The following is a 24,547-nucleotide window of genomic DNA, read 5'->3' as shown; positions in this document are numbered from 1 at the left end:
ATGTTTGTCTTTAAGACAAACACCAAAAAACACATTCAAGTGTTCTTGGCTTTTTGTTTTCATTTTTTCTAAAAATGAAGGTAAAGAGATGAGTCCGGCAAAATCGATATGTCTCTCGCTCATTCAAATAATGAGAGACAACTTTGGTGATTTGATTATCAACTCGAAACTCCTTCGGGTTGTATGGTTAAGTGACTAAGCGTACACGGTGGATGCCTTGGCAGTCAGAGGCGATGAAGGACGTATTAACTTGCGATAAGCCCAGATTAGGTAGTAAAAACCATTTGAGTCTGGGATTTCCGAATGGGGAAACCCAATACCATAAGGTATTACTGTTGAGTGAATACATAGCTCAACAGGGCGAACCGGGGGAACTGAAACATCTAAGTACCCCGAGGAAAAGAAATCAACCGAGATTCCGAAAGTAGCGGCGAGCGAAATTGGACTAGCCCTTAAGCTTTACACGCGTTAGACGAACAGCCTGGAAAGGCCGACGATACAGGGTGATAGTCCCGTAGTTGACGACGTGTGTTCAGTGAAATCGAGTAGGGCGGGACACGTGATATCCTGTCTGAATATGGGGGGACCATCCTCCAAGGCTAAATACTACTGACTGACCGATAGTGAACCAGTACCGTGAGGGAAAGGCGAAAAGAACCCCTGTGAGGGGAGTGAAATAGAACCTGAAACCGTGTACGTACAAGCAGTAGGAGCAGGCTTGTCCTGTGACTGCGTACCTTTTGTATAATGGGTCAGCGACTTATATTCAGTGGCAAGGTTAACCATCTAGGGGAGCCGTAGGGAAACCGAGTCTTAACTGGGCGTTCAGTCTCTGGATATAGACCCGAAACCAGGTGATCTAGCCATGGGCAGGTTGAAGGTTGAGTAACATCAACTGGAGGACCGAACCGACTAATGTTGAAAAATTAGCGGATGACTTGTGGCTAGGGGTGAAAGGCCAATCAAACCTGGAGATAGCTGGTTCTCCCCGAAAGCTATTTAGGTAGCGCCTCGGACGAATACTACTGGGGGTAGAGCACTGTTAAGGCTAGGGGGTCATCCCGACTTACCAACCCTTTGCAAACTCCGAATACCAGTAAGTACTATCCGGGAGACACACGGCGGGTGCTAACGTCCGTCGTGGAGAGGGAAACAACCCAGACCGCCAGCTAAGGTCCCAAATTACTACTAAGTGGGAAACGATGTGGGAAGGCTCAGACAGCCAGGATGTTGGCTTAGAAGCAGCCATCATTTAAAGAAAGCGTAATAGCTCACTGGTCGAGTCGGCCTGCGCGGAAGATGTAACGGGGCTAAGTAGTAAACCGAAGCTGCGGCAATGCACTTTTAGTGCATTGGGTAGGGGAGCGTTCTGTAAGCGGTTGAAGGTGTGTGGTAACGCATGCTGGACGTATCAGAAGTGCGAATGCTGACATGAGTAACGATAAAGGGGGTGAAAAACCTCCTCGCCGGAAGACCAAGGGTTCCTGTCCAACGTTAATCGGGGCAGGGTAAGTCGACCCCTAAGGCGAGGCCGAAAGGCGTAGTCGATGGGAAACGGGTTAATATTCCCGTACTTCTTACAATTGCGATGGGGGGACGGAGAAGGCTAGGTGGGCCTGGCGACGGTTGTCCAGGTTCAAGTGCGTAGGCTGAAGAGTTAGGTAAATCCGGCTCTTTTTAAGGCTGAGACACGACGTCGAGCACCTACGGGTGTGAAGTCATTGATGCCATGCTTCCAGGAAAAGCCTCTAAGCTTCAGATTGTAAGGAATCGTACCCCAAACCGACACAGGTGGTCGGGTAGAGAATACCAAGGCGCTTGAGAGAACTCGGGTGAAGGAACTAGGCAAAATGGTACCGTAACTTCGGGAGAAGGTACGCTCTCGACGGTGAAGTCCCTCGCGGATGGAGCTATTGAGAGTCGCAGATACCAGGTGGCTGCAACTGTTTATTAAAAACACAGCACTGTGCAAAATCGCAAGATGACGTATACGGTGTGACGCCTGCCCGGTGCCGGAAGGTTAATTGATGGGGTTAGACTTCGGTCGAAGCTCTTGATCGAAGCCCCGGTAAACGGCGGCCGTAACTATAACGGTCCTAAGGTAGCGAAATTCCTTGTCGGGTAAGTTCCGACCTGCACGAATGGCGTAATGATGGCCACGCTGTCTCCACCCGAGACTCAGTGAAATTGAAATCGCTGTGAAGATGCAGTGTACCCGCGGCTAGACGGAAAGACCCCGTGAACCTTTACTACAGCTTGGCACTGAACATTGACCCTACATGTGTAGGATAGGTGGGAGGCTTTGAAGCGCAGTCGCTAGATTGCGTGGAGCCGTCCTTGAAATACCACCCTTGTAGTGTTGATGTTCTAACGTCGACCCCTTATCGGGGTTGCGGACAGTGCCTGGTGGGTAGTTTGACTGGGGCGGTCTCCTCCCAAAGCGTAACGGAGGAGCACGAAGGTGGGCTAATCACGGTTGGACATCGTGAGGTTAGTGCAATGGCATAAGCCCGCTTGACTGCGAGAATGACAATTCGAGCAGGTGCGAAAGCAGGTCATAGTGATCCGGTGGTTCTGAATGGAAGGGCCATCGCTCAACGGATAAAAGGTACTCCGGGGATAACAGGCTGATACCGCCCAAGAGTTCATATCGACGGCGGTGTTTGGCACCTCGATGTCGGCTCATCACATCCTGGGGCTGAAGTCGGTCCCAAGGGTATGGCTGTTCGCCATTTAAAGTGGTACGCGAGCTGGGTTTAGAACGTCGTGAGACAGTTCGGTCCCTATCTGCCGTGGGCGTTGGAGAATTGAAAGGGGCTGCTCCTAGTACGAGAGGACCGGAGTGGACGAACCTCTGGTGTTCGGGTTGTGTCGCCAGACGCATTGCCCGGTAGCTAAGTTCGGGATCGATAACCGCTGAAAGCATCTAAGCGGGAAGCGAGCCTTGAGATGAGTTCTCCCTGATACTTTAAGTATCCTAAAGGGTTGTCGTAGACTACGACGTTGATAGGCAGGGTGTGTAAGCGTTGTGAGGCGTTGAGCTAACCTGTACTAATTGCCCGTGAGGCTTAACCATACAACACCCAAGGGGTTTTGATGGACTCAATGAAAGAACATTGAATGTGTAAGAACGAGAATTAAAAAACAGCTTTCCAGATTAAAGAATTTGCTTGGCGACCATAGCGTTTTGGACCCACCTGATTTCCATGCCGAACTCAGAAGTGAAACGAAATAGCGCCGATGGTAGTGTGGGGCTTCCCTATGTGAGAGTAGGACATCGCCAGGCTTTAGTTTTATTTTCACTTTTTTGAAAAGTGAAGACAAAAGCGGACACTTGCTTATTAAAGCGAGTGATACCACTGCGGAGTGGTAGTTCAGTTGGTTAGAATACCGGCCTGTCACGCCGGGGGTCGCGGGTTCGAGTCCCGTCCACTCCGCCACTTATATTAAGCCTCAGTCGAAAGACTGAGGCTTTTTTCGTTTTGGTTCCCCGACTTACCTTAAACCCACTTTCATATTGAAACCTTGCATCGAGAGGCCGGCTTCCCTCTGGCGATGCTTTCTAAGCCCTGTTATGAGTGAAGTGGAACGCAGTTTTGTGTGGTTTCTGCAGTCTCGAGCGCTAGTTTTGAGCCTCTTCATTCACCAAAGCTCCTTTTGTTCGATATTAGAAAATCTAGGTATGTGACAGAGTTTAATTGTTTGAGGTGTCACTTGTTCCAATTTTGAAAACAGGACGACTTTGAATACAAGTTTAGTCTCACTGAGATCAAGAGAGAGGGGGACTAAATTTCTGTTAAGGCTTTGATCTACCTGAATGCTAGCTCAGTTTTATCTTGGTGAGATTGCTAACCTGTTTGGGTTCTGAACGCAATCACCCTAAATGTATCTTTCTCATAAAAATACAAACTCGCTCATTGCTAAGTATTGTGGAAGTTTAGCTTTGATATTTGCGAGGAGCCTATATTGCCAAGAGAAGAGAAGAGAAGAGAAGAGAAGAGAAGAGAAGAGAAGTGATAAATGGGTAAATTAAAAGGCTCGTCTATGAATACTATCTATCGGCAATAGTTAGTATCTATGAAAATGTAGCGTAGCGATTCTTAGTATATTTGAAGGTATATCAAAGAATAAGGAGCATTCGTTCTTGAAGGGGAGTCTGAAAATTAGTTATGAAAAAAGCAGCTAGGTAGCTGCTTTTTTTATTAAGTTACGTGTCTTTAAGAGTCCACTGGCTCCGTATGTTCCGGAGTGGTTATTGCTTGGTTGTTCTCTTCCATCTTCTTCTCTTCTGCTTTTGCTTTTTCAATCATTGGAGTGATTGTTGAGCCTTGAATGAGGATAGAGAAAACAACGACGGAGTAGGTCATTACAAGAATAATCTCTTTTACATCGATTAACTTATCTTGAATCACCCAAATACCAGATGGAATGGAAAGTGCCATTGCCAATGCAAGGCCCCCGCGTAAGCCGCCCCACGTCAAAACACGCACTGACCATGGATTATATTTTCTGTAACGTTTAAAGCCTATGTAAGAAAGAAATACACTTAGATAGCGAGCTGCTAGTACAAGAGGGACTGAAATAGCCATCATGATCCAGTCTTCTTTGTGGAATTCAAATAGCAGCATCGACATGCCGATCAGTAGGAATAACACGCCATTCAAGAACTCATCAACAAGCTCCCAAAAATGGTCAAGGTGATCTTCACTCTCTTTTGAAAAGCCAATAAAGCGTGTCCAGTTGCCAATCATAATACCGGATACAACCATTGCGAGTGGGCCTGATACATGGATGTATTCAGCAAATGCGTAACCTGCCGTTGGGACACCAATGGTAAGTAACAATTCCATTGAGTGATCATCGGTGGCACTGATCAAGTAGTGGAATAGCAAACCGAGGACGAAACCATATGTGATACCACCGATAGCTTCTTGGATGAAGAGCAAGGTGACACTACCTACAGTTGGTGCCTCAGTGCCAAATGCAATCGTAAATAGAGTGACGAAGATAACCAAACCGAAGCCATCATTGAAGAGCGATTCTCCTTCAATCTGAGTGGAGATACGTTTAGGAGCATCTAGTTTTTTCACAATAGCCAATACAGCGATTGGGTCAGTTGGCGATATTAGAGCACCAAATAGTAAGCAGTAGACCAAATCAAATTGGATGCCAATTAACTGACAAAACCCATACAGCGCAAATCCAATAAAGAACGTAGAAAACAGTGTAGCTCCAAGGGCTAAAACAGTGATCTCCCACTTTTGATCTTTAAGGTTCGGGAGTTTGATGCCTAGTCCACCAGCAAATAGTAAGAAGCCAAGAATGCCTTTGAGCAAGAAATCTTCGAAGTTAATCCTTGTGACCGTCTCCGTTGCAATTTCGGTGAGATGGAACCAGTTGTTTTGACCCGCAATTAAGATTAGAAGTGAAAGCACCATTGAACCTGCGGTAATCGCAATGGTGGTTTGCATCTTTCCTATCTTGCTGTTTACAAAAGCAATTAGCATCGCAGCTGCGGATAGAAAACATAAAGTATGATAGACCGACATAGAGCTCTCTATTTGTAACATTTTATGAATGGAATTCTCGGCTGATGCTGCTTAAATAGCAAACATTTTTTCGTGATTATTTTGTAAGTTAAGAAGGAGATAAAATAATCATTAATTCCACGTTTAGACGTCTAGACTCCTGAAGTTTGTGTGATAGGATGGAAAGATAACTAAAGGAATGAGGCTGTACTGTGGGAAGTAACGTAAGACAACAGATTGAAGCTCAATTGAAGCAACGTATTCTTTTGATTGATGGTGGTATGGGAACCATGATTCAGGGATACAAACTTGAAGAGCAAGACTATCGAGGAACGCGCTTTGCGGATTGGCATTGTGATCTAAAAGGTAACAACGACCTGTTGGTTCTAAGTCAGCCTCAACTTATCAAGGAAATTCACGCTGCATATTTAGAAGCGGGTGCAGATATTCTCGAAACCAACACGTTTAACGCAACAACCATTGCGATGGCTGACTACGAGATGGAAAGCCTAAGTGAAGAAATTAACTTTGCAGCTGCCAAGCTTGCACGTGAAGTTGCAGACGAATGGACCGAAAAAACACCCGATAAACCGCGTTATGTCGCAGGGGTTTTAGGGCCGACGAACCGCACTTGTTCTATCTCTCCTGATGTAAACGACCCTGGATATCGAAATGTTTCTTTCGACGAGTTAGTTGAGGCTTACTCTGAATCGACTCGAGCGCTGATTAAAGGTGGTTCTGATCTTATTCTTATCGAGACCATCTTCGATACTCTTAACGCTAAGGCTTGTTCATTTGCTGTTGAAAGTGTGTTTGAAGAGATGGGTATTGAGTTACCTGTGATGATCTCGGGGACTATTACTGATGCTTCCGGTAGAACATTATCCGGTCAAACCACAGAAGCGTTTTACAACTCATTACGTCATGTTAAACCGATTTCGTTTGGTTTGAACTGTGCACTTGGCCCGGATGAACTGCGTCCTTATGTTGAAGAGCTCTCGCGTATATCAGAATCTTTTGTTTCCGCTCACCCAAATGCTGGGCTTCCGAATGCATTCGGCGAATACGATTTGTCGCCAGAAGATATGGCTAAGCATGTTAAAGAGTGGGCTCAAAGTGGCTTTTTAAACTTGATTGGTGGGTGTTGTGGTACAACTCCTGAGCACATTCGCCAAATGGCACTCGCGGTTGAAAATATCGCCCCTCGTCAATTACCTGAACTTCCCGTTGCTTGTCGCTTGTCTGGCCTAGAGCCACTCGCTATTGATAAAGACTCTTTATTTATCAATGTCGGTGAGCGTACGAATGTAACCGGTTCTGCGCGTTTTAAGCGCTTGATTAAAGAAGAACTGTACGATGAAGCGCTCGATGTGGCTCGTCAACAAGTTGAAAATGGCGCTCAAATTATCGATATCAACATGGATGAAGGCATGTTGGATGCACAAGCTTGTATGGTTCGCTTTTTAAACCTTTGTGCGTCAGAACCTGAAATCTCAAAAGTACCAATCATGGTTGACTCTTCCAAGTGGGAGGTTATTGAAGCCGGTCTTAAGTGCATCCAAGGAAAAGGCATTGTTAACTCGATCTCTCTCAAAGAAGGCAAAGAGAAATTCGTTGAACAAGCTAAGTTGATCCGCCGTTACGGTGCGGCTGTGATTGTGATGGCGTTTGATGAGATTGGGCAAGCAGATACACGTGAGCGCAAAGTAGAAATTTGTACCAACGCTTACCGAATTCTTGTTGATGAAGTGGGCTTTCCACCAGAAGACATCATTTTTGACCCAAACATTTTTGCCATTGCTACGGGGATCGAGGAGCATAATAACTACGCGGTGGATTTCATTGAAGCCGTTGGCGATATCAAACGTTATTTACCACATGCGATGATCTCGGGTGGTGTTTCTAACGTCTCATTCTCTTTCCGTGGCAATAACTATGTACGTGAAGCGATTCACGCGGTGTTCCTCTACCACTGTTTTAAAAATGGTATGGATATGGGGATTGTGAATGCGGGTCAGTTAGAAATCTACGATAACGTGCCTGAAAAATTGCGTGAGGCTGTGGAAGATGTCGTTCTTAACCGTCATGATGACGCCACTGAGAGATTGTTAGATATCGCGGCGGAATATGCAGGCAAAGGGGTAGGTAAAGAGGAGGATGCCTCTGCACTTGAGTGGAGAACTTGGCCTGTTGAAAAGCGCTTAGAGCACGCGTTAGTGAAAGGAATAACTGAGTTCATCGTTGATGATACCGAAGAGGCTCGTGTCAACGCTTCAAAGCCATTAGAGGTGATTGAAGGCCCACTAATGGATGGGATGAACGTCGTCGGAGACTTGTTTGGTGAAGGTAAAATGTTCCTTCCTCAGGTCGTAAAATCTGCACGAGTGATGAAGCAAGCAGTCGCGCATCTGGAGCCCTACATCAATGCAGAAAAGCAGGTGGGACAAACAAACGGTAAGATTTTGCTAGCGACGGTCAAAGGTGATGTACATGATATCGGGAAAAATATCGTTGGCGTTGTATTGCAGTGCAATAACTACGAAATTATCGATCTTGGTGTCATGGTTCCTTGCGAAAAGATCTTAAAAGTAGCGCAAGAAGAAAACGTCGATATTATTGGTTTATCAGGGTTGATCACGCCTTCATTAGACGAAATGGTGCATGTTGCAAAAGAGATGGAGCGTCTCGACTTTAACTTACCTCTTCTCATCGGTGGCGCAACAACGTCAAAAGCCCATACAGCAGTTAAGATTGAGCAAAATTACAAGCATCCAGTGGTTTACGTGAACAACGCCTCACGTGCAGTGGGCGTATGTACTTCTCTTCTGTCAGATGAACGTCGCCCTGAGTTTGTTGAAAAACTTGAAGCTGATTACGAACGAGTACGTGATCAACATAATCGAAAGAAACCGAGAACCAAACCAGTGACATTAGAAGCGGCTCGAGCGAATAAAGTTGCTATCGATTGGGAAGCTTACACCCCTCCAGTGCCTGTTAAGCCTGGCATTCATATCTTCGATGATTTTGATGTGGCTATATTACGTCAATACATCGATTGGACACCATTCTTTATGACTTGGTCACTTGTGGGTAAGTATCCAACAATTTTCCAACATGAAGAAGTTGGTGAAGAAGCAAAACGTTTATTCGAAGATGCCAACGAGTTACTTGATCGAGTTGAGCGAGAAGGCCTGTTAAAAGCGCGTGGAATGTGTGGCTTATTCCCTGCTGCGAGCGTGGGGGACGACATTGAAGTTTATGCTGATGAAACTCGTACCGACGTTGTGAAAGTATTACGTAACTTGCGACAACAGACCGAGAAACCAAAAGGATTCAACTATTGTTTATCCGACTACATCGCACCTAAAGAGTCGGATAAACATGATTGGATAGGGGCATTTGCTGTCACTGGTGGTATTGGTGAACGAGAGCTTGCTGATGAATACAAAGCACAGGGAGATGATTACAACGCAATTATGATTCAAGCGGTGGCGGATCGCCTAGCCGAAGCGTTTGCTGAGTATTTGCATGAGCGTGTCCGTAAAGAAATTTGGGGTTATGCAGCTGATGAAGATTTATCTAACGATGATCTCATTCGTGAAAAATACCAAGGTATTCGCCCTGCGCCGGGTTATCCCGCGTGTCCTGAACATACTGAAAAAGGACCGCTTTGGGAGTTACTTAATGTGGAAGAGAACATTGGTATGACTCTAACCTCCAGCTATGCAATGTATCCGGGCGCGTCAGTCTCTGGTTGGTATTTCTCTCATCCTGACTCACGTTACTTTGCGATCGCACAGATCCAAGAAGATCAGCTAGAGAGTTACGCCGATCGTAAGGGGTGGGATAGGATCGAGGCTGAAAAATGGTTAGGGCCAAACATTAACGGTTAAATTGATGTTTACCTCGTCCAAATGTAACAACTAATGAAACGACAAAGGGCTGCAAATACGCAGCCCTTTGTTTTATTGAGTTGAACTTACTTCTCAAACAACTCAGTGTGGAGTTTTTGTATGGCTTGTTTCGATACCGATTCATGGAGCAAGAAGCATAAGTTGTGAGGGCTAGCGCCATAACAAATCATGCGTAGGTTAAAATCTTCTAGCGTGCCAAAAACCTGTTTCGCGTAGCCTTTACTCTCACTCATGTTGTTTCCAATGAGAGCAACGAGGCATAGGTCATGTTCAACTTCTACCTTACATAACTCTTCTAACTCTTCTCGTGCAGCTTGCGGCAGCTGTGGTGCTCCGCCAGAGGTATCAGTTTGATCAAGTGTTAACGATACACTGATTTCAGATGTCGTGATCAAATCGACAGAGATCTTATGCTTTGCAAGGATCTCAAAGACCTTTGCTAAAAAACCGTATGCGTGGAACATATTGGCGCTGCGTAGCGTTACCATGGTTTGGTTACAACGCAAAGCTAGCGCACGGAATAACGGTGAGCTTTCGACTTGGTGGCGAATCCAAGTTCCCCCTTTTTCTGGCTCTTTCGATGACCCTACAAATACCGGAATGTCGTGGCGCAATGCAGGTACTAGCGTAGAAGGGTGAAGGATTTTAGCGCCAAAGTTAGCCATTTCTGAAGCTTCACTAAAGCTGATCTCGGGAATTGGTGAGGCTTTTGGTGCAATTCGCGGGTCTGTTGTGTAGATTCCCGGAACATCAGTCCAGATTTCTAGCCCTGCCGCTTTAACGCTCTCAGCAATTAAGGCGGCGCTGTAATCGCTGCCCCCTCGACCTAATGTTGTTGTATTACCGGCTTCGTCAGATCCTATGAAGCCTTGAGTAACAACAACGGATTGTTGGCAAAGTGGTACGAGTTTATCTTGCGCAAGCGTCGAAATTGCTTCAATGTTTGGCTCCGCGCGACCAAAGTTGTCATCAGTACGCAGCACATCGCGGATATCAAAGCGCACTGCTTGAATGCCTCGCTCACACATTAACTGAGTTAGAATGTGCGTCGACATGAGTTCACCACATGCGACTAAATGATCGGTTAACTTCGCACTAGCTTGGATAGATGCAGCCTCGGCCAGGCTGGTTACGGTATCTAATATGCCATACACCTCGGCAGCAGTTTTCGTGCTGTCTTCGAGCTGAGTTAAAATGGCGTCATGAATGTTGGCCAGATTTTGCAGCAGCTCAGTACGGTGCGTTTGATCCTGAACGCCGTTGGCGAGTTCTACCAATAGGTTGGTGACGCCAGAGCAAGCGCTGCTCACGACCAGGCGAGTATTTGGATTGTTTTCGATAATGGTGGCGCAACGACTCATTGCCTCAAAGTTGGCAACACTGGTTCCACCGAATTTAGCTACGTTAAATGCGCTCACTGCGTTCTCCCACGACTTCCTAAAAAATTGTACATCCAATGTTTAGTGAGAAAAGGAACAGAGCAAAAAGAGAGGTATTTAGAATGCTATTTGAAAAATTTACCCTCAGAAGCCCTTCATCAGACTGCGCTGATGACAGTTGATGGGATTCAGCCCAATTCAACCGACAAGTCAAATCCTGCAACTTTGACTTACCTCGGCACTACTCCCCCTCAATGATTGGTGTTGGAATTGCGGTTCCACAAATCATCTACCTGGGTAGCGCTCCTCTTCTACATAAAGCTCAAACATTGAACGGTTTTGAGGCCTTAATGTCAATCAATATTTCAACCTTTATGGTGTTTTTTATTAACGATTTTGTGACACTGGTTTGACCTCCATACTTACGGCTAATTGCTGATAGAGGAAAAATCTATTAGGGTGAAGAACCCTACACCTGAGCCATGTTATTGAATAGAACTTTTAGAATGCTCAGGATAAAAGATAATCAAGGAGCTGACATGTCGATCCAAAGCTTTATTCCGCCTCACCGTATTTTAATGGGACCTGGTCCTTCTGATATTTATCCTCAAGTGTTACAAGCACTAAGCCGTCCTACGGTAGGTCACCTTGATCCTCTGTTTATCGGTATGATGGATGAGCTCAAGCAGCTATTGAAGTATGCCTTTCAAACTGACAATGAATTCACTATTGCGGTTTCAGCGCCAGGTAGTGCAGGGATGGAAACCTGCTTTGTAAACTTGATCGAGAAAGGCGATAAAGTGATCGTCTGCCGTAATGGTGTATTTGGTGAACGCATGCGCGAAAATGTCGTCCGTGCTGGTGGCGAAGTTGTTATCGTCGATGATGAATGGGGGACGCCTGTTTCCATTGATAAAGTCGAGCAAGCACTCGAACAGCACCCAGATACAAAAATTCTTGCTTTTGTGCATGCGGAAACCTCAACTGGTGCAGTCAGTGATGCTCAAGCATTGGGTAAGCTGGCGAAACAGCATAATGCATTATCTATTGTTGATGCGGTGACGTCACTTGGTGGTGTGCCGTTAAAAGTGGATGAATGGCAACTGGATGCGGTTTACTCTGGTAGTCAAAAATGTTTGTCATGTGTACCTGGGCTCTCACCAGTGACGTTTTCTACTGCCGCGATTGAAAAGATTCAAGCAAGAACAACACCAGTACAGAGTTGGTTCCTCGATCAGAGTTTAGTTTTGGGGTATTGGAGTGGAGAAGGCAAGCGTAGTTACCATCATACGGCGCCAGTTAATAGCTTGTATGCGCTTCATGAAGCTTTATTGATACTGAAAAATGAAGGATTAGAAAACGCTTGGGCTCGTCACCAACTGATGCATGAAAAACTCAAAAATGGCTTACAAAAGTTAGGCTTTGAATTTGTTGTGGACGAAGCCCATCGGTTGCCACAATTAAATGCGATTTACGTGCCTGAAGGAATTGATGAAGCAAAAGTTCGTGCTCACTTGCTAGAAACCTATAACCTAGAAATTGGTGCAGGCCTTGGGGCATTAGCTGGTAAAGCGTGGCGTATTGGCTTAATGGGTTACGGCGCTCGATCTGAAAACGTTGCGCTGTGCTTAAAAGCGTTAGAAGAGTCACTCACTGAATAAAATCATACAGCAATGAGATGAAGAAAAGCGAAGGTCATCCCTTCGCTTTTTTGTACTTATTACTATTCACCTGAAGTGGGGGCTGGTGAGGCAGAGATTGCTTGAGAAGGTGGTTGGTAATTGACGTCACTGAAATCAATCTTCGGGAACAAAAACTGCGCTTCAGCTCTAATTTGCTCCGCTTTACTTGAGTCATCTAAGCCTTGGTAGGCCAAAATCAAATTATTATAAAATGCAGGGCGAGGCTTATCTTTGATGATTTTTAGCGACCAATCGATATAAGGCTGAATCAAGGTTGCGTCTTGTTGGTACAGCCCAAGGTTTAAAAACGTGCTATAGACATCCCAATCAAATCTGTCTTTCCAAACTACAGGGTTACTGACTTGATTCAGAATATCAGGGTTAGTTGGTCTAGTGGTCTCAAACTTCGTCAATACATAGTTCGTATGTAATGCGCTTACCATGTAAAACGTAAACGCAACGGGAAGTACCAAACTAAAAACACGCAGCAAGCTTTTGGTTACATTACTAAAGCCAACTTGTCGATAACGAGAGACGCGCTGATCGACCCAGTACAGTAGGATAACGAAGATCAACCAATGCACGAGAGAGTGGTAGAAAGGGTATTCCAGTTGTGAGTGCAATACGATAGGTATAAACAAGCCCAGCAACGCAAGACGAGTTCCGCGTTTGGCTTGATAGATTCGATACAGTACCAGTGCCATCGCTAAGAAGATGCCGAGTATTGGCAGTAAGCCACCTTCTACTCCCCAGTAAAGCAGCTCGTTATGCGGATGATCCATGGCAGGCAAACCTGCTGGGTAATTCTCATTAAGGGCATGTTGACGAGCCGTATACAGCATGTACTCAGATTCAAACTTGCCATATCCATAACCAGTAAAAGGCTTTTCAATCACCATGTCTAATGTTTGCGGAAAAGTATACGCTCGAGGAGACTCCATATTTACTTTTTCTGCGGCTAACCCACCTCCATCAGGAAAGGCAAGATGCATGACAACGACTGAGAGTAAGAGCCCACTTACAAGTGACACAACCCAGCGGATAAAGCGCCCTTTGGTTGCAAAGCGGTACATGTATGGAATGACCAACAACACGGCGATGACCGAGGCTAACCAACCAGTGCGTGAAGCCAACGCCACAATTAGTGGTAAAGTTAAAACTGGTACGGCATAGAGAAGGTAAACATCGCTTAACTTACGATCGTATTTGTAGGGCTGACGTGCAAGTAAATAGCTGGCAATCACCAACCCTGTCGCAAGAAAACTGGCCATTACATTGGGCTGTTGGAAAATACCATAAGGACGATTGGCCACCGTGTCGTAACCAAACGGATTGCCTGGTTTGAGATACAGATATTGTGTCAGACCAAAAATGGCTTCGATAACAACCGCAAGGACAATGAACCATAATAGGCGTTGGCGATGTTTATTACTGAAATGAAATTGTTGTAAAACAATAAAGAACAGGACACCACACCACAGGCCAATGAGCTTATTGGCTGCCAAACTGCTATTTGCATTTGGGTACAGAATGGGCACCGTCATGATAAGAGCACTAATGAACAAGCCGATGGTTAGTTTTGAGTAACGTAGTACTCGATTATTCGCAAGTTGGTAACACCCAATGCCTAATGCAAAGCTAAAAGCAATCCAAGTTGTCGCATTGAACGAAAGTGAAAGCCCCGAACCGCCGGGGTTGGGCATGAAAAAGTGCATTGCCAACACAAATAGTGTTGCCAAGGCAATGAGAAACTTGCGATTGAGGGGAACCTGTACTTTTTCGGGAGAAAGCTTTGTTCCACTTACATGTATAGTAGCCATAGTTATTGCGTTGTTTTGAATGAAAAAAGACCAGCACTTGCTGGTCTCGATACTTTACCTGTTTTTTCTACTTCAACATAGGCTTAAGGAAGTGAGCTGTGTGCGAACCCTCGATTTGCGACACATCTTCCGGAGTGCCTTGAGCGATTATCTCGCCGCCACCTTGACCCCCTTCAGGACCAAGATCGATAATCCAGTCCGCAGTCTTAATGACGTCCAGGTTATGCTCGATCACCACGACAGTGTTTCCGTGGTCGCGAAGTCTGTGCAGTACAGTGAGCAACTGCTGGATATCATGGAAGTGCAAGCCGGTTGTTGGTTCATCCAAAATGTACAAGGTTTTTCCTGTATCACGTTTGGATAGCTCTCGCGCCAGTTTCACACGCTGTGCTTCACCACCGGAGAGTGTTGTTGCCGCTTGACCCAATCGTATGTACGACAAACCCACATCCATCAGTGTTTGTAGTTTGCGAGCGATGGCAGGAACTGGATCGAAGAAGGTGCGTGCATCTTCGACCGTCATTTCTAGCACTTCATCAATAGTTTTACCTTTGTAACGTACTTCGAGCGTTTCACGGTTGTAGCGTTTACCTTTACACACATCACATGGCACATAAACATCTGGTAGGAAGTGCATTTCTACTTTGATAACACCGTCACCCTGACAGGCCTCACAACGACCACCGCGCACGTTAAAACTAAAACGGCCCGGTTTGTAACCGCGAGAACGCGACTCCTGTGTGCCTGCAAATAGTTCACGGATTGGTGTAAAGATCCCCGTATAGGTTGCAGGGTTAGAGCGAGGTGTACGGCCAATTGGGCTTTGATCGATATCGATGACTTTATCGAAGTGCTCTAGACCTTTAATCGATTTATAAGGTGAAGGCTGAGCCGTTGTCGCTCCGTTAAGTTGGGTATGCGCAATTTTAAAGAAAGTATCATTAATCAGCGTTGATTTACCTGAGCCAGATACTCCTGTAATACAGCTGAATAACCCAACAGGAATTGAAAGGTTAACGTTTTTAAGGTTATTACCTGTTGCGCCTAATAGCTCAACCGTTTTTTTCGGATCTCGCGGCGTGCGATCTTTCGGTACTGCGATTTCTTTAACACCACTTAAGTACTGACCTGTCAGAGAATTCGGATTTGCGATTATCTCTTCCATGGTGCCTTCCGCAACAACATTACCACCATGTACGCCAGCACCAGGACCAATATCTATGACATGATCTGCACAGCGAATCGCATCTTCATCGTGTTCTACCACAAGTACGGTATTACCTAAATCGCGCAAATGAGTGAGCGTTTTTAATAAGCGTTCATTATCACGCTGGTGGAGACCAATCGACGGTTCATCTAAGACGTACATGACACCAACAAGACCTGCACCAATTTGGCTTGCTAAACGAATACGTTGAGCTTCACCGCCTGATAAGGTTTCTGCACTGCGTGATAAGTTTAGGTAGTTCAAACCGACGTTAACTAAGAATTGCAGGCGGTCGTTGATTTCCTTCATCACTTTTTCAGCGATTTGGGCTCGTTGACCTTCCAGTTTCAAGGAATGGAAGAACTCCAATGCATCAGCAATGCTGAGTTCAACAATCTCAGGTAGTGTCGTATCAGCAATAAACACGTTACGTGCTTCGAGGCGTAGACGAGTACCGCCACAGCTTGAACAAGATTTAGTGGAGATGTATTTTGCAAGCTCTTCACGGACAGAGTTGGATTCTGTATCACGATAGCGACGTTCTAGGGTATTCAGAATACCTTCGAATGGATGGCGTTTAACGCGAATATCGCCACGATCGTTGATGTATTTAAACTCAATCTCAGTACGACCTGAGCCCTTTAGAATGACATCTTGCGTTTTCTTTGGCAGAGAATTAAAAGGGGCATGGAGGTCAAAACCATAATGATCGGCCAATGAGGTGAGCATTTGGAAGTAGTAGTAGTTCTTTTGATCCCAACCGCGAATCGCACCTTGTGCCAAGCTTAATGAATCATCTTGAATGACTCGGCTTGGATCGAAGTATTGTTGAACACCCAAGCCATCACAAGTGCCACATGCACCAGCAGGATTGTTGAATGAGAAAAGTCGCGGCTCTAACTCTTGCATGCTGTAACCACATTGTGGACAAGCGAAGTTGGCGGAGAAAATAATCTCTTCACCGTCGCCATCCATTGGCGCGACAACTGCAATTCCGCCTGATAATTCGAGTGTTGTCTCGAAAGATTCGGCCAAGCGCTGTTGTAAGTCTGGACGAACTTTAAAGCGGTCTACCACAACTTCAATGGTGTGCTTTTTATGTAGTTCAAGGGTTGGAGGATCGGAAAGATCGCAAGTTTCTCCATCAATACGCGCACGAATAAAGCCTTGAGCCGCTAAGTTCTCAAGCGTTTTAACATGCTCACCTTTACGTTCTTTGACAATAGGCGCCAATAGCATCATTTTGCTGCCTTCCGGCATCTCTAGGACTTTGTCCACCATTTGGCTGATGGTTTGCGCAGCAAGAGGGGCATGGTGCGTTGGACAGCGGGGTTCGCCCACACGAGCATACAATAGACGTAAGTAGTCGTAGACTTCGGTAATTGTACCGACGGTTGAACGCGGGTTATGAGAAGTAGATTTCTGTTCAATAGAAATCGCAGGTGATAACCCTTCAATGTGGTCGACATCGGGTTTTTCCATCAGAGACAAAAACTGACGAGCGTAGGCAGAGAGAGACTCTACGTAGCGTCGTTGGCCTTCTGCATACAATGTATCGAAAGCGAGAGAGGATTTACCGGAGCCACTTAGTCCAGTAATGACAATCAGTTTATCGCGAGGGATTGTAAGATTAATGTCTTTAAGGTTATGGGTTCGGGCACCGCGAACTTCTATTTTATCCATCGTTTTTGCTCTATGTATAACCAAGTGGGGCAAGTATTACATAGTGTGAGAAATGTGCAAAGAAAATTACTGGATAAAAAAACAGTAAAGTAAAAAGCCCAGCGTTGTGCTGGGCTTTCGATACAGTAATTTCGTACTATAACGATGCTTTATACTGCTTTTTGTGTTGCGTGCTTACCTAGCTCAGAGGTTTTTTCATCTTTTAGATACAGGTTTTCAAAACAATAGTTAGTTGCTTCGATGTAACCTTCAACGCTACCACAGTCAAAGCGTTTGCCCTTGAATTTGTAAGCCAATACACAGCCCGCTTTTGCTTGTTTTAGCAGCGCGTCAGTGATTTGAATTTCACCACCTTTACCTGGTTCGGTGTTTTCAATCAGTTCAAAAATATCGGGAGTCAGGATGTAGCGGCCAATGATAGCAAGGTTGCTAGGTGCCGTGCCTTTCTCTGGTTTTTCTACCATGTCGTCTACGCGATAGATGTCGTCTTTGATCATTTCACCAGAGATAACGCCGTATTTGTGCGTTTCTTCGGCTGGTACTTCTTGCACTGCAACGATAGAACAGCGGAACTGCTTAAATAGTGCCACCATCTGAGCCAGTACGCCCTCTTGCTCGTTCACACAAAGGTCATCAGCAAGAACAACAGCAAATGGCTCATCGCCTACCAATTCTCGTCCAGTTAGAATCGCGTGGCCCAAGCCTTTCATTTCGCGTTGACGTATATAAGTGAAGTTTGCAGATTCAATGATTTCACGGATATCTACCAACAGCTCTTCTTTGTTGGTACCGCTAATCTGATGTTCCAGTTCGTAGTTCTTATCAAAGTGGTCCATGATCGAGTGCTTGCCACGACCTGTCACAATACACATGCCGTTCATACCAGCTTGGATTGCTTCTTCGACACCGTATTCAATAAGCGGTTTGTTCACGACTGGCATCATCTCTTTTGGCATAGATTTCGTTGCCGGTAGGAAGCGTGTGCCATAGCCTGCAGCAGGGAACAGACATTTTTTTATCATTGGGGGAATATCCTATCTCGTTTTTATCAAGAATCTGCGCATAACTTTAACACGAGAGGTATCAATGAATCATGAATAAAGTAGGAAAAAATGTGAGACTCGGTGCGGAAAAAAGATGAGCGACTCGTCATTTCAGTTATCAGAGCCGCTCACATTGCATCAAGACATTAAGTTTTGGTCTGCCCAGGCGATTGCCTGTACTCGGTTCTTTACGGATAGCTTTTTGAATATCTGATACAAGTGCGATTTGATGGTGAATTCACTGACGAATAACTCCTCGGCCATCTGACTGTTCGAGGCGCCAGCTTGTAGGCAACGCAGTACTTGTAGCTCACGAATGGTTAGGTCTACCGTAGCTGGTGCAGTATGAGTATTAATGACATTGCGGTAATAGTGTAAAAGTTGACTGGTTACATTACGCGGCAGCCAGTTTTGACCGTTAACAATGCCTTTTAACCCTTCTCCAATTTGCTCTAGCGTATCTTCAGAATAAAACACACCTTTTAATTGACCAAATGAAAGAAGTTCATCCGTGGTTAGTCTTTTAGGCACGTTGAAGACAACGGTTTCAAAGTTTTTCCATACAAGAGGCAAGTTTTTGATCGATTGAACAAGTGATTTATGTTCACTGAAGTCGATCAGTAGAATTTTATTACGGTGTTGTGGCTTGGCTTCCATGAGTGCTGCGGTTGAAATCACCGGGATGCTCATATCAACGTACTTTTCGAGTGCCGCCACTTTTTTTTGCGCATTATCTTCCATACTGATCAGAAATAGCTTTCTTGCGTAAGCCGACTTTCTCACGTGTTCCAATCTCCCTGGGTTCAATAGAAGCCATAAACTGGCATTAAAGAGAGGCCATAACCATCGCTTTACTGAATAAATGCGTTCGAATTCAAAGCTTCACGAAACGATGTCTGCAACGCGAATCAAAAATGCTACACACGTAAGTTGAAATACGATTTGGGTTCTAGAGGGTGACTCAATAGATCACAATGGTATTAGACTTTAATCAAAACATTAAAGCGTGCTATTCTAATGCGCTAAAATTTTATATATCCAGAGTGAAACGGAGCACATCATGGCCAGCCGTGGAATTAACAAAGTTATTTTGGTGGGGAATCTAGGTAACGACCCTGAAATTCGTTACATGCCGAATGGCGGTGCAGTAGCAAACATTACTATTGCGACTTCTGATTCATGGCGTGATAAAGCGACTGGCGAACAGCGCGAAAAAACGGAATGGCACCGTGTTGTGTTGTTCGGCAAACTTGCGGAAGTAGCAGGTGAGTACTTGCGTAAAGGCTCTCAAGTCTACATTGAAGGGCAACTGCAAACTCGCAAATGGCAAGATCAAAGTGGTCAAGATCGCTACTCAACTGAAGTCGTTGTTCAAGGCTTCAATGGTGTGATGCAAATGCTTGGCGGTCGTGCTCAAGGTGGCGGCGCACCTATGGGCGGTCAACAGCAGCAACAAGGTGGATGGGGTCAGCCTCAACAGCCAGCTCAGCAGCAGTACAATGCGCCTCAGCAACAGCAACCACAACAACAGGCTCCGCAGCAATCACAGCAGCAGTACAATGAGCCACCAATGGATTTTGACGACGATATCCCGTTCTAAATTCTGCTTATGCTTGAATCGAAAAGGCCGCGAATATCGCGGCCTTTTTTATTGTCGCAATCTAATGATCTCACAGGCTTATCTTGGCAAGGTTAGGCGTAACAATAAAACTTATCAATGAGTGTGATTTTCTTTATGCTCCAGCCTCTCACTATCAGACTAATCCGATTGTTTGATGAACTCTTATCAAGTATAAATATTTCAATAAGGTATATGATGAATAAAAAAGGAATTTGGTATTCATGAGGTATACCCCAACTCTTAAGTTAAGCACACGGCTGGTGGCCTTCGTCACCATGATCGTTATCTGCGCCATGTTTATCTTGTTTGTCGGTGGCACCCTCTCTTTTAAACGTCTTGGGCAGGAATATCTCACCCATTATTTAGAAGGGATCGTAGAGGTGGTCGACAAGGAGATGGAAGATCCTGACGCCGCTTATTCTATGCAGCGCTGGATGCCGAAAATGCTGCAGGCTTCCAATATTGTCGAAATGACGTTGTCGACCAACAACGCCGTTGTTTATCGCTTCAAAGATACTTCTCATCAAATGGAAGCGTCAGTCTTGTTTGAGGCAGAGTATCAGCTGACTCACAATCAAGATTACACGATTCACTTTAAAGCAATTCCCCCTTACTTAGGTTACAGCTACTCAATGCAGGCGCTTTGGTCGATCACGCTTGCCGTTATATTGATCATCTTCTGCTTAATGCGCGGCGTGGCATGGCTTAAGGAGCAATTAGAAGGCTCCGAAATGCTCGAAGAGCGAGGCAGAATGATCCTGGCTGGTAGGGTGGAGCAGTATGCCAAAGGTGACAAAAAAGAATGGCCTTACACCGCCAGTGAAGCGCTCGATGTATTAATCGAAGAGTTACAAGATGCGCGTCAAGAGCGAAGCCGATTTGATACCTTTATTCGAACTCAAACCTTCCTTGATAAGCTAACCGGTACCGCTAACCGAGTGTTATTTGATAGCAAGTTGGAATCGGCGTTACTAGAAAGTGGGGCTCGCGGCGCCGTGTTGCTAGTGCGTATTCAAGACTGGAAACTGGTTGAAGAAGAGCAAGATAAGCAAATTACGGATGAGTTTATTGTTGAAGTTGGGAGTTTATTGTCCAATTTAGTTCAACGATACCCAGATGTTGTATTTTCCCGTTATTACGATGCTGATTTTGCGCTTTTTCTACCGCACCAAAGTGCGAAAGATGTGGCTAACCTTGCCTCGCAATGCATTCGCCAGTTAGAAAAGTTAATGCCGCCAGAGCCACTTGATCCAGACAACTGGTGCCATATTGGCATCACCACTTATAAAGAAGGTGAGCGACACAGCCAAATCATTGATGAAGCCGAGACTGCTTTGCGTAGTGCGCAACTACAAAATAACAATAATTGGAGTCGCTTCAAAAAATGGAACCACGATGAAGAAGCTCGCGGAAGTGTGAGGTGGAGAACGTTATTTGACACAGCACTTACACCTGAAAGTGTGATACTCTACGCACAATCTGTGCACCCAATAAGTGACGCGACGCATAAAAAATCATTATATGAAGAGTTAACATGTCGGATTCGCGATCCTGAGAATGGGATTGTTAAAGCGTCTCGGTTCATTTCTGCGATCAGACAGGTTGGTTATGAAGCGCAAATGGATAAGTCGGTTATTAATAAATTCTTAAGAGAGTTTAAGGGTAATTTTGATAACTCAAGATCGTATGCGCTCAATTTGAATGTAACGCCATTTTCTAACCGAGAGTACTTTAAATGGTTTCGTGATGAACTCTTACAGTTGTCACGTGAGCAGAGAAAGTGTCTCAGTTTTGAGTTTGTTGAAGCACAATTTGTAAGACACTTAGACTTTATGCGACCAGTCGCTAAAATGCTGGCCGGTTTAGGGTGCCACTTAATGGTTGGGCAGGCTGGGCGTACCATCGTTAGCACTCACTATTTAAAAGAAGTGGACATTCGTTACCTTAAACTTCATCGCAGTTTAGTAGCAAAAATCGACCAACGACATGAAAACCAGCTATTTGTCCGCAGTATGCTAGGTGCGGCGGCAAACAGTAAAACTAAAATTATAGCAGTGGGAATTGAGAATCAGAACGAGCTCAACACATTAATTGAGCTCGGGGTTTATGGTGGGCAAGGGCGTTACTTTTCTGCGGAGCAGCAGTTTCTTCCTCGTCCCCAAGCGTTGCCGAATTCTCAATCAGAATCCCAAGTTAAATTGGGAAGACGAAATCGCTGGCGGAAAAAATAAAGATAATAATCATGGATTTCAAAGCACTATTCGACAAGCTTAAGCGATCATCTAGTGGTGGTCGCTCCTGCTTTTTGGTTATTCAGCCAGACGCCGTTTATTTATCATCTTCAATCAAAAGTAGTCGTCCATACCAATTTGATATTTCTGAGTCCAATTGGGAAAAAGCCGTTGAGCAAGCATTGAGCGTTGCAGCGAGTGCGTATGATTCATTAACGGTTGTTCTTTCTCATAACTATTACCAGATGTACCAAATCGACAAACCGGTCATGCCGCGTCAAGAATGGCCAGCCGCATTACCGTTTTTGTTGAAAGAACTGATCTCTGAGCGTGCTATCGACATTATTGCCGATGCGGTCGAGTTACCGAATTCAACCAAAGTGCAAGCATACGTCTTATCGCGAAAAATATTGGATAAGATTGTGTTACTGGCCAGTCGAGCCCAGTTACCATTAGAAGCCATTCTTCCTGAAGACGATATTTGGGGAGAGACTGCGGGTGAACTAGGAAACTTCCTATTATTACAACGCAGTGTGCGTGGTCATTTCCGTATAAGCGCTTTTGTCGAAAATACTATTGCGTTCCACCGCTCTATTCGCAGTGTGACGCCACCGTTAACGGGGGTTCCGTCTAGCGATTTACAGATGGACAGTCTGTCGTTAGAACTGCAACGTTCGATTGACTATCTTTCATCTCAGTTACGCCACGTGCAATTACATCAATTGAAAGTGTGCTGTGATGAAGAGGATGAGAGCGAGCTTGTTCAGGCTCTGAACTACCGTTTAAGTACTAAGGTTTCACCGTTATTACCACCAGAACATGAGCTATCAGGACATGTTTTGGCTGACACTGCGGCTACTTCAAATACTCGACGCGTCAACTTATATCCCGATTACTTAAAACCGAAAAAAGAGCTCCTGACGCTAAAAAATATCGCGTTATCTTGGGGCGTTGCGGCGGCTGCAATTCTATTTTCTTACGGTTATGTCACTTGGCAGAGCAGCGGTTTGGAAGATGAGATTGCTATTGTAAAAAGTAAAGGCGATATCATGAAGTCAGAGCTTGAACGTTATCAAGTCAAGCTACGTAAACATCAACCTGACAATAATAAGCTGGCAGCTAAAGCCCGCTTAGAGCGTGAAGTCAAGGCGAAGCGAGACTCGCTTAAAGCTGTCGGGAAATACGATGACTCGCAACGCACGGGTTACTCTGGCGTGATGCAATCATTAGCGAAGCTAGGAAACCAAGAAATTTCTTTGTCCGAAATTCGAATCAATACCCATACCTTAGACCTGAAGGGACTAGCGAAAAAACCGAGCTCAGTGCCAAATTGGGTCAGCCAATTTAAAAATGAAATTAGCTTGGTTGGCCGAACGTTTGACGACGTCAAAATAGGTCGAAATGATAAGGATATTGTGACGTTTGAACTAAAAACGCGCGAGGATAAAGAGAAATGAACGAATTCTGGCTCTCATTAGAAGGGCGCTTTGGCGAAATGAGTAAGCGTGAAAAAGTGCTCACTGCATTGTGCGGTTTAGTTGTCGTGATCATGTTGCTCTTTACGCTGGTATTGGAGCCAAAGCTTAACGAGATCATCAGTAATGAGAGGCAACTAAGTAATTTAAAGCAAGCCAATCAAAAGATTGAAATCGACACGCTACGTATTCAGGCGCAACTTAAGAAAGATCCAAATGCTGAGATTGATCGCGCGATATCTAATCTGTTAGCTGAGAGTCAGCATCTTTCGATGCAATTAGCGGAGATCATCGAGCATCTTATTACACCTTCGCAAATGGCTGAGCTGCTTGAAAATGTGTTGGAGCAGCAAAGTGGCATTCACCTTTTGTCTCTGCAAACCTTGCCATCTGAGCCAATAACGGAAGATAAAGAAGCATCGCAATACTCTGGTTACTACGTGCATCCTGTTCGTATGGAACTGACTGGTGACTATTTTTCTATTGCTAATTATCTGAATAAATTGGAGAGCCTTCCTGCGAGTTATTACTGGCGAAGCTTTAGTTATAAAGTCGAAGAGTACCCGAAAGCGAAGCTTGTGTTAGAAGTCTACACACTAGGATCTAGAGAGGAGTTTATTGGTGGTTAACAAACTCATCATCTCATTGCTTGTTATGGCAGCGGCAGGAACCGCTTGGGCAAACCAAGACCCAACGGCCCCACTTGGTTGGGAAAAGCCAGCGGTTGAAACGTCAGCGAAACCAAAAGTTAAACGGTACCGACTGCCTAAGCTCAACAGTATTGTGTGTAAGCCAAGTACTGATTGTATCGCGATTATGGATAACAAACTTGTCGAAAAAGGCGAGCTATTTAAGGGTTATCGCGTCGCGAGCATTAATAGTGAATTTGTAACTTTAAAGCGTGGTAACCGTCAGTGGGACCTAGAGCTTTTTGATTTAAACGTAAAACAATAATAACCAGAGC

Annotated in this window: 13 protein-coding genes, 1 tRNA gene, 2 rRNA genes and 1 riboswitch; of the genes, 10 read left to right on the top strand and 6 right to left on the bottom strand. The window is 45.0% G+C overall.

Features of this window, described 5'->3' with window-relative positions; translation table 11 throughout:
• Positions 1-185 precede the first annotated feature (185 nt).
• From H9L11_RS04795 to H9L11_RS04785, 3 genes are all read left to right on the top strand, one after another.
• Positions 186-3,076 (top strand): 23S ribosomal RNA (locus H9L11_RS04795).
• Positions 3,077-3,169: 93 nt separating this feature from the next.
• A 5S ribosomal RNA gene (gene rrf, locus H9L11_RS04790) occupies positions 3,170-3,286 on the top strand.
• Between the two features lie 77 nt (positions 3,287-3,363).
• Positions 3,364-3,440, top strand: a tRNA-Asp gene (locus tag H9L11_RS04785).
• A 777-nt stretch (positions 3,441-4,217) separates the two neighbouring features.
• Here the strand turns inward: H9L11_RS04785 and H9L11_RS04780 are convergent.
• Positions 4,218-5,549 (bottom strand): sodium:proton antiporter, encoded by a 1,332-nt coding sequence (locus H9L11_RS04780; protein ID WP_205391018.1) that lies wholly within the window; start codon positions 5,547-5,549, stop codon positions 4,218-4,220.
• Positions 5,550-5,740: 191 nt separating this feature from the next.
• On the opposite strand from H9L11_RS04780, the gene metH reads away from it, so the two are divergent.
• A complete protein-coding gene (metH, locus tag H9L11_RS04775) occupies positions 5,741-9,421 on the top strand; it encodes a methionine synthase (protein WP_205391017.1) in 3,681 nt (1,226 codons plus the stop codon).
• 86 nt (positions 9,422-9,507) lie between these two features.
• On the opposite strand, the gene lysC is transcribed toward metH, so the two are convergent.
• Entirely contained in the window at positions 9,508-10,860 is a 1,353-nt protein-coding gene (lysC, locus tag H9L11_RS04770) for a lysine-sensitive aspartokinase 3 (RefSeq protein ID WP_017821324.1), read from the bottom strand.
• A gap of 101 nt (positions 10,861-10,961) precedes the next feature.
• A riboswitch (Lysine riboswitch) is annotated at positions 10,962-11,140 on the bottom strand.
• Positions 11,141-11,360: 220 nt separating this feature from the next.
• Here lysC and H9L11_RS04765 point away from each other — a divergent pair.
• A complete protein-coding gene (locus H9L11_RS04765; protein WP_005381245.1) occupies positions 11,361-12,482 on the top strand; it encodes an alanine--glyoxylate aminotransferase family protein in 1,122 nt (373 codons plus the stop codon).
• Between the two features lie 62 nt (positions 12,483-12,544).
• On the opposite strand, the gene H9L11_RS04760 is transcribed toward H9L11_RS04765, so the two are convergent.
• The 4 genes from H9L11_RS04760 to H9L11_RS04745 all read right to left on the bottom strand — a co-directional run bounded on the left by H9L11_RS04760 (position 12,545) and on the right by H9L11_RS04745 (position 19,039).
• Complete coding sequence (locus H9L11_RS04760) at positions 12,545-14,323, bottom strand: PglL family O-oligosaccharyltransferase (protein WP_171344983.1); 1,779 nt, start codon at positions 14,321-14,323, stop codon at positions 12,545-12,547.
• Positions 14,324-14,390: 67 nt separating this feature from the next.
• A complete protein-coding gene (uvrA, locus tag H9L11_RS04755) occupies positions 14,391-17,213 on the bottom strand; it encodes an excinuclease ABC subunit UvrA (RefSeq protein ID WP_033907424.1) in 2,823 nt (940 codons plus the stop codon).
• Positions 17,214-17,362: 149 nt separating this feature from the next.
• Positions 17,363-18,235, bottom strand: a complete 873-nt coding sequence (gene galU / locus H9L11_RS04750; RefSeq protein ID WP_005381239.1) for a UTP--glucose-1-phosphate uridylyltransferase GalU — start codon at positions 18,233-18,235, stop codon at positions 17,363-17,365.
• A gap of 159 nt (positions 18,236-18,394) precedes the next feature.
• A complete protein-coding gene (locus H9L11_RS04745) occupies positions 18,395-19,039 on the bottom strand; it encodes a LuxR C-terminal-related transcriptional regulator (RefSeq protein WP_005381237.1) in 645 nt (214 codons plus the stop codon).
• 277 nt (positions 19,040-19,316) lie between these two features.
• Here H9L11_RS04745 and H9L11_RS04740 point away from each other — a divergent pair, with 277 nt between their 5' ends.
• The 5 genes from H9L11_RS04740 to H9L11_RS04720 all read left to right on the top strand — a co-directional run bounded on the left by H9L11_RS04740 (position 19,317) and on the right by H9L11_RS04720 (position 24,537).
• Complete coding sequence (locus tag H9L11_RS04740) at positions 19,317-19,856, top strand: single-stranded DNA-binding protein (protein ID WP_005381235.1); 540 nt, start codon at positions 19,317-19,319, stop codon at positions 19,854-19,856.
• Between the two features lie 242 nt (positions 19,857-20,098).
• Positions 20,099-22,108, top strand: coding sequence for an RNase E specificity factor CsrD (csrD, locus tag H9L11_RS04735; RefSeq protein ID WP_191116183.1), 2,010 nt, complete (start codon positions 20,099-20,101; stop codon positions 22,106-22,108).
• Between the two features lie 11 nt (positions 22,109-22,119).
• Positions 22,120-23,565: an MSHA biogenesis protein MshI gene (locus tag H9L11_RS04730; protein WP_167415479.1), complete on the top strand. Its 1,446-nt coding sequence runs from the start codon at positions 22,120-22,122 to the stop codon at positions 23,563-23,565.
• Positions 23,562-24,212 carry a type II secretion system protein GspM gene (gene gspM, locus H9L11_RS04725; protein ID WP_170894159.1) on the top strand — a complete coding sequence of 217 codons (651 nt, stop codon included), beginning with the start codon at positions 23,562-23,564 and terminating at the stop codon, positions 24,210-24,212. The genes H9L11_RS04730 and gspM overlap by 4 nt, the downstream gene beginning before the upstream one ends.
• Positions 24,205-24,537: a hypothetical protein gene (locus tag H9L11_RS04720; protein ID WP_005381196.1), complete on the top strand. Its 333-nt coding sequence runs from the start codon at positions 24,205-24,207 to the stop codon at positions 24,535-24,537. The genes gspM and H9L11_RS04720 overlap by 8 nt, the downstream gene beginning before the upstream one ends.
• Positions 24,538-24,547: the final 10 nt, after the last annotated feature.

Source organism: Vibrio sp. sp1, from assembly GCF_016920955.1.
Classification (GTDB): domain Bacteria; phylum Pseudomonadota; class Gammaproteobacteria; order Enterobacterales; family Vibrionaceae; genus Vibrio; species Vibrio alginolyticus.
Note: the sequence above shows the minus strand (reverse complement) of the source record. Positions and strands in the feature narration are given on the sequence as shown.